We start from the raw sequence: 6585 nt of genomic DNA, 5'->3' as shown, positions 1-6585 counted from the left end.
ACAGAACTTAATAAAACTCTATATGCGAAACGCAAAGAAACGATCGAACGAGTCTTTGCGGACGCAAAAGAAAAGCATGGCATGCGTTGGACGACCTTAAGGGGTCTTAAAAAAGTTTCAATGCAGGCGATGCTTACGTTTGCTGCCATGAATCTTAAGAAATTGGCAAACTGGACATGGCGAGGACCATGTCCAGCCTAAAAAAAAGAAAAATCTTTTAAAATAACAGAAAACCCCATCTTCGCTTAAATGCAAAGGTGGGGTTTGTCTACGGTCTGAGGCTTAAATAATTTATTTAAGCCTTTTTTTATTGAGGTTTTCGTTAACAAGTTGTTTTTCTCTCTATCACGCTTTTGAAAAAAGGGTTAATAATATAAATTTTTGCCCGGTAATTGGTAAAAGTTACATGTAATATGACAAACAAATTTCTTTTTTAACATATTCAATACTTCACGAATACTTTACAATAGAAGTATACCTTTTTTAAAGGAGCGATTTCCTTGTCGATCAATCACAAACATTCGTTTTTATGGAGTGGCATCATTATCTCTTTCTTCACTTTATATATAATATTTCGCACTACAAATGTACAATCCAGTGAAAAACCCTTAACCGTTGAAGAAAAATATCCCACTGTCTTTGTGCACGGGTACAAAGGTACATATAATTCTTTCAGAACGATGCTGGAACGATTTGAAAACCAGCATGGCTGGGGTCAAAAAACGTTGGAGATTTATGTGTCTGAGAATGGCAGCGTTGTTTATAAAGGATCTCTTTCCACCAATCCCACTTCACCTCCACTTGTTCAAGTCATTTTTGAAGATAATCGGGCATCATTGGAGAAACAGGCGATTTGGTTAGAAAATGCCATGAAGCTCTTACATCATCAGTTTGATGTTTCAAATGTAAATATTGTGGGACACTCCATGGGTGGCCTTGCGTCAACAAAATATATTCTAAATACCAGGGATAGCTCGTTTGTCCCGCATACCCATAAATTTATTACGATTGCTACCCCTTTCCTTGGGGTTACGAAGGAATCCTATGATCAAATCAATACAGGTGCAGCTGTTATAGACTTAAAACCTGAATCTCGTGCATTGAAGAAATTGTTTTTGAATCGCCATTTAATCCCTTCCGATATTAACGTATTATCCATAGCAGGATCGGGTGATGATGTGGTGAATGTTCAAAGTGCTATAGGTAGTCAATCATTATTTAAAAAAAACCAATATCAATCCAGGATCGTGTATGATCCATCCATTTCTCATAGCGGCTTACATGAAACGATAAAAGTAGACCGGCTTGTAGGAGATCACTTATGGGGTAAATGACCTGCTTCCCTTTTCAGATAGTTTTATATCTGAATAGGGAAGTTTTTTAATGTGCAGTTGCGTAAACTTTCTTTACGTTCTATACTACACAAGACTAAACCTCAAGGTTAGGATGAGTAGAATGACAAAAGAAAGAATCATTAAAGCAAACCCAAAATACATACAACATTTCCAAAAAGGATTTCCCCTTCTCAATAAAGAAAATGTAATATCATCGATTGAGAATATTCAAGAAGGAGATATTCTCAAACTTGTAGACAATAACAATGGCTTTATCGCCAAAGGCTACTCGGGAATACAGAACAAAGGAATCGGATGGCTTCTGAGTTGGAAGGAACAAGAAGCAATTGATAAAGACTTTATCTTAAAAAAGCTTCAAGCTGCCATAAATCAACGTCTTCACTTCTTTTATAGTGAAGATACGACAGCATTTCGAGTGTTTAATGGTGAAGGAGACGGATTTGGAGGCATCACCATTGACTACTTTGATGGATACTACCTCGTTCAATGGTATTCAAAAGGAGCCTATGCCTTTAAGGAAGAAGTGATGCAAGGGTTAAGAGAATTAACGGATTACAAAGGCATTTATCAGAAAAAGCGATTTGCACAGGAAGGAAAATATGTGGAAGAAGATGATTTCGTTGAAGGAACCCGCCCTTCTTTCCCCCTTCTCGTCAAGGAAAATGGCGTTCAATTTGCCATCTATTTAAATGACGGCGCAATGGTAGGGGTTTTTCTTGACCAACGTGAAGTGCGTAAACGAATTCGTGACTCGTACTCTGAAGGAAAACGTGTATTGAATACGTTCTCTTACACAGGAGCATTTTCGGTTTTCGCTGCACTCGGTGGTGCCCTGGAAACAACCAGCGTTGACCTCGCTAATCGCAGCTTAAGTAAAACGATTGAACAATTCAGTATTAATGGGATCGATTACGAAGCACAAAACATCATTGTGGAAGATGTCTTTAAATACTTTAAATATGCCGTAAAAAAAGAACTCTCCTTTGATCTTGTGATCCTCGATCCGCCAAGCTTTGCCCGCTCAAAGAAACATACATTCAGTGCAGCTAAGGATTATAAAGATTTGTTAAAAGAAGCGATTGCCATTACTGAAAAACAGGGTACCATTGTGGCATCCACTAATTGCAGCACCTTCAATATGAAGAAATTCAAAAGCTTTATTGAAACAGCCTTTAAAGAAACCAACGGAAAATATAAAATACTCGAAGAATACACCCTGCCGGAAGACTTTAAAACCCTCAGTCAATACAAACAAAGTGATTACCTTAAAGTCGCCTTTATTCAAAAACTATAAGGGATAGGGACGTACCTTTAAAAGGTCCGTCCCTCCTCAAGTCTTTATATAAAGAAAAGGTGATAAGATTCAATTAATGCGTTTAGGTTTATTCTTTCCATAGATGACAGAATAATCTGTCATTATTTCCTCGGAAACCGCATAAAGCGACATGTCGCAAGGATTTGTTGGAGAAAAAGATCGAATAAGGAGGTCTACTGATGAAAAAAGCTGTTTTTCTTGATCGAGATGGAGTAATCAACGAGGTGAAAACAGAGAGAGTAACATTTGTTAATCGTCCCGATCAATTTTATTTCCTGGAGGGAGTCCTTGAAGCTATTAAATTATTGACTGATTCTGAGTTCATAATTTTCGTCGTTACCAACCAGGGAGGCGTTGGGTTAGGATATCTATCTCATGAACAACTTCAATCCATTCATGATCATATGTTAAAAGAAATCAAAAGGGCCGGTGGATTCATTCAAGAGGTTTCCTGTTGTACTCACAAGCCGCACGAGGGTTGTGAGTGTAGGAAGCCTGAAGCAGGGATGCTTTTGGACCTTGCCAAAAAGCATGATATAGATATTGCCCAATCGTATATGGTAGGTGATCGCGAGGTAGATATTAAAGCTGGTCGCAAAGCGGGATGCACCACTATCTTACTTTCAGACAGCCCCTCTCATTTATATGACGCCGATCACAAGTTTCCTAACTTAATGGATGCTGCTGAATTTATCCTCACTATTAAGTAATTCCCGAAGGTGCCCCAAAAACGGGACACCTTTTTCTCATTCCTTTTGATCATTAATCGATATCGTGAAGATTTAATAAATTCGACCCTTCAATACTTCCATTCAAACCTCCATCAGGACTTCCGGAAGATCCCGTTTTATCGTTTTCAAAATAGGGAATTCTATGGTAAAGTACTATGGGACTATTGAGAACGGGAGGTATTCGATGAACCAGCAGGAATTATTACAAATTATACGAGATCACTATCCCTTTGATGTTCTGACTACTGAACAGTTAGATTACATTATATCCGGTTCTAAATACACCACTTTCAAGAAGGGCGAATTCCTTTTTCATGAAGATGAAACGGTAGAAGAACTTGATATATACTTCCTTGTCTCGGGACTTGCGAAGAATGTTCTCCATCGTTCAAGCGGCAAACAGTATTCCCTTCGATTCTATTATCCTGGAGACTTGATTGGGATAATGATTATGCTTACAAGCGGTCAAATGACTTTTTCCGTACAGGCAATAGAGGATTGTACCGTGTTCCGCATTCAGAAGGATCGACTATTGGAGATTATGACCAAGAACAATGATTTTTCAAAAATCATCTTCGAAAGCATCGGAAATCGTATGAAAACATTGTACGATGAAATAAAGGTGAAATCAGCCACTGAATCCGACGACGAAAATATCAACCTGTTTCGAACTAAAGTGCATACGTTAATGGATCGCCCCACCTTTATTGACGAAAATACCTCTGTTCTTGACGCAGCCAGAAAGATGAAAGAAGAAGATACATATGGCCTAGTGGTAGTTGATGAAGAGAAAAAAATGCAAGGCATTCTTACTCAACGTGAAATCCTGTCTTATATTACAAACCCGATTTTCAGTGAATCAGTAAAAGACTGGATGAAGAAAAAACCGTTTTGGATTCGTGATGAATCCTTTGCATATGAAGCCCTTTCTTATTTCAAGCATGAAGAAGTGGATTTTGTACCCATTATTCGCAACGATGAAGTTGTGGGAGTACTGACCAGTACTTCATTTCTCAATATACAGGATTCAAATTACTTGGATCTCTCTTATAAAATCCAAAAAGCCGTTTCGAACCACGAATTGGTAGAACTGGCAACTGTGAAAAGTAAGACTTTTCAACAGTTCATTCAAGATCTACTCCTCCAAGATAGTTTTGGCTACGATATTTGCGAAGTCATCTCAAACTATAATGATCGTCTGCACCGAAAAATCATTCAATTAACTGAAAAAGAAATGCGTCAGGAAGGATTCGGATCTGCGCCTATCAATTATTGTTTTATCGTAATGGGCAGTCAAGGAAGAAGTGAACAAGGCTTTCATACAGATCAAGATAATGGAATCATTCTTGATGATTATAACCACTTGTCCGATCTTAAAAAGGTTGATTTGTACTTCCAGGCATTCACCGAAAAACTCAATTTAAAGCTTGCTGCATGCGGTTTTCCTGAATGTACTGGCGGAATCATGGCGAAGGAACAGAAATGGAAACGATCTTATACTGATTGGAAAAAGGCAATTGATGAATGGCTATATGAAATAGATGCACAGGAAGTTCAAAACATTACGATGTTTTATGATTTCCGCCCCATTTATGGTGATTACTCCATCGCAGAGGAAATTCGAAATTATTTAGCGGAAAAATCGAAACGGTCTCTTAATATGCAACAACTATTAAGAAAAGATGCCCTTCGTTTTAAACTTCCTGTAGGCCCTTTGGGACGAGTGAACCTGAAGCCCAGGAATCATTTGTTTAACATTAAAAAGTCGGGGCTTTTGCAAATCGTCAATATGATTCGCATTCATTCTGTAAAATACGGAATAAAAGAAGTAAATACCATAAAGAGGGTTCAAGCATTGAAGAAGATGCAGGCATTCCATCCAAGGGATGCTGAAAATGTAAAAACAGCTATGCATATTCTTCTCACTCTCCGTACAAAACAAAACCTTCTTGAACTTATTGAAGGAAAACCATTAAGTAATGATATTGATGTACGTACTCTTTCAAAAGAGGATCGTCAGAAATTAAAAGAATCCATCCAGATTGCTAATCGACTTCAACAAGTGATGGAAATTAGTTTTAATAGGAACCGGGTGGTTTAATGAATGATATTGGAATTAATGTGGGCTACCGCATTCTGAAATATTATTTATGGCAGCAATTTTTCTTTCGCTTTCAAGTGAAACGGGAAAAAGAAAAGCTTTCTTACCATAAATTATCTCGTGCACTAAAAGAGTTTGAAGAAGAAAAACCCACACTTCAGCAAAAACATTTGTTCGACTGTGACTTTACCATATTTGACCTGGAGACAACAGGCTTTTTTCCGGAGGTAGGGGATGAAATCATCTCGATCGGAGCGGTAAAGGTTAAGGAAGGTAAAGTTCAACGTGGAGACACATTCTATCAGGTCATCAATCCCCTTCAAACGGTGTCGAGGGATACGAAGCGATTTACAGGTCTGAGACGAAAAGACTTTCTGAATGGTGTTACGTTACCTATCGGATTGGAGCGATTTATTGAGTTCAGTAAAGGAACGATCCTTGTCGCTCACCCAGCCAGTTTCGACATAAATTTTCTCCAAAAACGGATTTATAAATGGCAGCTCCCTTCATTTGATCCTGAATATGTTGACTCCTTTTCGCTTGCCAATGGATTATTGGAACGGGACGATTGCTACCTGGACGCCCTTGTAAAACGGTTTGACATCGATTACAGGACTAGACATCATGCTCTGAATGACGCTATCATGACAGCCGAAATCTTTGAAGAACTTTTAAAAATCTGTTATCAGCAAGAAGTTCATACGATACGGGGATTGAATGAATTTATACTGGAGGAGACAAGCTCGGGGTTCTGATTTGAACTCTTCCCTCCTGATAAATGAGAAAAAAACGCTTGAGGGAATTTAGAGAGACCTAATAATATGAGACTGAATAAAACACCTTCAAGTAGTAAATAATTCATTTACATTTGGAGGTGTTTTTTCTATGGGTAATAAAATGTCCTATCCAGAAGAAGTTAAGAAAGAAGTTGTCCGTTTAAAATTAGAAGGTAAACATTCAAATCAAGAGCTAATGGAGATGTTCGGGATTAAGAATCGATCTCAGATTAAGACCTGGGTGAAATGGTTCAAGAATGGTGAGGCTCATCGTTTTGCTCAACCTCTTGGTAAACAATATTCTTAT

Annotated in this window: 7 protein-coding genes; all 7 read left to right on the top strand. The window is 38.1% G+C overall.

From position 1 onward, the window contains the following. On the top strand, positions 1-201 hold a 201-nt coding region (locus tag F0342_RS24385; RefSeq protein ID WP_188048658.1), incomplete at its 5' end, for a transposase. Between the two features lie 299 nt (positions 202-500). Beyond that, on the top strand, positions 501-1334 hold the full coding sequence (locus F0342_RS24380) for an alpha/beta hydrolase (protein WP_188048689.1): 834 nt from the start codon (positions 501-503) through the stop codon (positions 1332-1334). Between the two features lie 121 nt (positions 1335-1455). After that, positions 1456-2649, top strand: coding sequence for a class I SAM-dependent rRNA methyltransferase (locus tag F0342_RS24375; protein ID WP_149158284.1), 1194 nt, complete (start codon positions 1456-1458; stop codon positions 2647-2649). Positions 2650-2849: 200 nt separating this feature from the next. Continuing rightward, positions 2850-3380: a D-glycero-alpha-D-manno-heptose-1,7-bisphosphate 7-phosphatase gene (locus F0342_RS24370; protein WP_149158283.1), complete on the top strand. Its 531-nt coding sequence runs from the start codon at positions 2850-2852 to the stop codon at positions 3378-3380. 205 nt (positions 3381-3585) lie between these two features. Beyond that, a complete protein-coding gene (locus F0342_RS24365) occupies positions 3586-5502 on the top strand; it encodes a DUF294 nucleotidyltransferase-like domain-containing protein (RefSeq protein WP_149158282.1) in 1917 nt (638 codons plus the stop codon). Next, positions 5502-6257, top strand: a complete 756-nt coding sequence (locus F0342_RS24360) for a 3'-5' exonuclease (protein WP_149158281.1) — start codon at positions 5502-5504, stop codon at positions 6255-6257. The genes F0342_RS24365 and F0342_RS24360 overlap by 1 nt, the downstream gene beginning before the upstream one ends. A 130-nt stretch (positions 6258-6387) precedes the next feature. Beyond that, the coding region (locus F0342_RS24355; protein ID WP_149158280.1) for a helix-turn-helix domain-containing protein at positions 6388-6585 on the top strand (198 nt) is incomplete at its 3' end.

This window comes from Bacillus sp. CH30_1T, assembly GCF_008364765.1.
Lineage (GTDB): Bacteria > Bacillota > Bacilli > Bacillales > Bacillaceae_B > Rossellomorea.
Note: the sequence above shows the minus strand (reverse complement) of the source record. Positions and strands in the feature narration are given on the sequence as shown.